The organism is Enterobacteriaceae endosymbiont of Donacia piscatrix, assembly GCF_012569525.1.
GTDB lineage: Bacteria > Pseudomonadota > Gammaproteobacteria > Enterobacterales > Enterobacteriaceae.
Genome location: NZ_CP046200.1, coordinates 181,653 through 184,451 on the forward strand (window position 1 = coordinate 181,653; position 2,799 = coordinate 184,451).

General features: G+C 14.4%; 2 protein-coding genes and 1 pseudogene. All 3 read right to left on the reverse strand.

Annotation, left to right across the window (positions count from 1 at the left end; translation table 11 throughout):
* The coding region (locus GJT96_RS00890; RefSeq protein ID WP_169780366.1) for an outer membrane beta-barrel protein at window positions 1-1,117 on the reverse strand (1,117 nt) is incomplete at its 3' end.
* A 145-nt stretch (window positions 1,118-1,262) separates the two neighbouring features.
* Window positions 1,263-2,237 (reverse strand): CAF17-like 4Fe-4S cluster assembly/insertion protein YgfZ, encoded by a 975-nt coding sequence (gene ygfZ / locus GJT96_RS00895; RefSeq protein ID WP_169780367.1) that lies wholly within the window; start codon window positions 2,235-2,237, stop codon window positions 1,263-1,265.
* Window positions 2,238-2,250: 13 nt separating this feature from the next.
* Window positions 2,251-2,799, reverse strand: a pseudogene (gene carB / locus GJT96_RS02350) (carbamoyl-phosphate synthase large subunit); the annotation flags it as partial.

Sequence of the window (2,799 nt, forward strand, 5' to 3'; positions counted from 1 at the left end):
AATTACTTTTATAATTTACTAAATTCTTTTTTATTAAAAAATATTTTTTAATAGGTTTAATAAATTTTAGAATTTTAATTCTAATATAATTATTTTTTATTAAACATTTTTTAGAAAATTTATAACTATTAATTTGTTTATTTTTTTTATAAAAAAATAAATTATTTTCTAATTTTTTAATAAAAACATTTTTTTTCACTAAATATCTATTTATAGATAATAAATTTTTAGCAATTATTTTTATTCTTTTTTTATATAAAAGAATATTTTTATTATTTCTTTTAAAATAATCTGAATAATATAAAACTAATATTTTAGTATTAATTTCACTTAATAATTTTTTTAACTTTAATTTAAATGATTTATTTAAAATATTTTTATTTTTTTTTTTAAAAAAAATACTTTTAAATCTAAAAAAAAATTTTTCTTTAAAAATATTATAATGATAATTTTTTGGTTTATTAATTAAATTTTTTACAGTAGGTAATTGATTTTTATCAAAAAATTTATATAGTATACTGATACTAAACATAAAATTATTTGTTTTTTGTCCTAAATTATCATTATTTTTACTTCCAATATTTTTTATAACTCGATATTCAATTCTAGATGATAAATTATTTTTAATTTGATATTCACCTCCAAAAGAAAATAATGGAGAAACATTATAGTACAAATTATCTAAATTATAATATTTATTATTTTTACTAAATTGACTAAAATAAGATTTAGCAAAAAATCCTCCTAAACGGGTATATAAATATAAATTTCTAAATATAGGATATCTAATATTAGTTGTTAGCTGTATTCCTTTTACTTCAAAAAAATTTTTAATATTATTATTAATATTTTTTTTAATAATTCCTAACCATTCTAATCCCAATTCTAAACTTAAAAAATTATTTGTTTGATATCCTAAAAAAAGTCCATTTCCTAGTTTATTAAAAAAAGTATATTCTTTATCATCAATGTCTTTTTCTAACAATTTAATATTATTATATTGTGATAATCCAAATGTAGAACCAAAATACCAATAATCTTTAAAATTAGATTTAGCATTAGCAATATTATGAATACTTATCATAATTATTGTAAAAATAATAATTATTTTTTTCATTTTTTATATAAACCTTTTTTTATGAAATAAAGTTTAAATTTATATTTTTTACTTTATTAATAACTCTTTTAAATATTTATTATTTACTATAAAACAATATAAACTAATACATATAATTAAAATTTTTGTTTTATTAAAATATTTTTTAAAACACTTTAATAATTAAAAAAATACTATGTTTATCTTTTTTAAATCTAATTAAAGATTTTTTAATAAAATTACTTTTTAATATAACTTGTATTAAAAATATATTTGATGTAATTTCTAATATTTTTAAAATTATTTTACTTCTTATAACTTTCCATTTTCCATCTTTATTATCTTTAAACTCTAATAAATCATCATGTAACGGGTATATTTTTGTTTGACCTTTTAATAAAAATAATTTTTGATTTATTTTATTTTTAAATTTTAAACTACTAATAATTTCTTGTCCTAAATAACATCCTTTATTAAAATCAATAGCACTCATTTGATTGATAATAAATTGTTGGGGTAAAAATAAATTACAATGATAATTAATATCAATAATATAATAACCTATTTTCATATAAAATTTATCCCAAGAATTATTATTTTGTAAATAAATATTTTTAGATAAAAAAAATTTTTTTATAATAAAACTAATATTTTTTTGAGATAAAATTACAAAATAATATCTTTTAAAATATTTAAATTTTAAAATAATATTTTCATTAGAAAAATAAAGTGTTTTCTTTTTAAGAAATATATTTTTTTTTTTAAAAATTTTAGATATAATTTGTTTTTTTTTAACATTTAAAATTCCAAAAATTTTTTTTTTTTTATCTAAAAAAATTGTTATATTATATAATATAATATATTTTTTAATATATTTTAAATATTCTTTTAATATATTTTTTCTAATTATATATTGATAAGTATCATCACATATTTTAAATATATGCATATTCGTTAAAATTTTACCTTGCGAACTACAATGAAAAGCATTTAAGAAATTTATTTTATTATCTAATTTATTTATATCTATTGTTAATTGATTTTGTAAAAAAACCTTACTATCAGGACCTTTTATTGTTAAAATTTGTAAATTATTTAATTTAACATAATTTAATAAATTATTACTTTTTTTAAAATTCATTTTATAAAAAACTTTAATATAAATTTAACTTTTTTAAATTATATAATTCTTGTAAAGAAGAAACTTTTATTTGAAAATTATTTTTTATAGAAGATATTGTAGCTATAGCTCCATTAATAGTTGTATTACAATAAATATTATTTTGTAAAGCTACAATTCTAATTAATTTAGAATTATTAATCGTTTTTCCCCTCTTTGTTATATTAATGATATAAGTATATCTTTTATTTTTAAAATAATTAAACACATTAGGTCGTTTTTCAGTAATTTTACGAACTATTGTAACTACTAATTTAAATTTTTGTAAAAACTTAGCTGTTCCATATGTAACTTTGATTATAAATCCATAAGAAATTAATTTTTTAACTAAATCGACAATTAATTTTTTATCTTTATTTTTAACTGATATTAAAATAATACCTTTGGTTTTTATATAAAAATTAGTACTTAATATTGCTTTATAGAATGCTTCAGCAAAAGTATATCCAATACCCATAACTTCTCCAGTAGACCTCATTTCAGGTCCTAAAATAGGATCTATATTATTAAATTTATTAAAGGG

Bases quoted from the DNA above. Each gene is read 5' to 3' on its own strand.
- ygfZ (WP_169780367.1), bottom strand. From the start codon at position 2,237: ATGAATTTTAAAAAAAGTAATAATTTATTAAATTATGTTAAATTAAAT.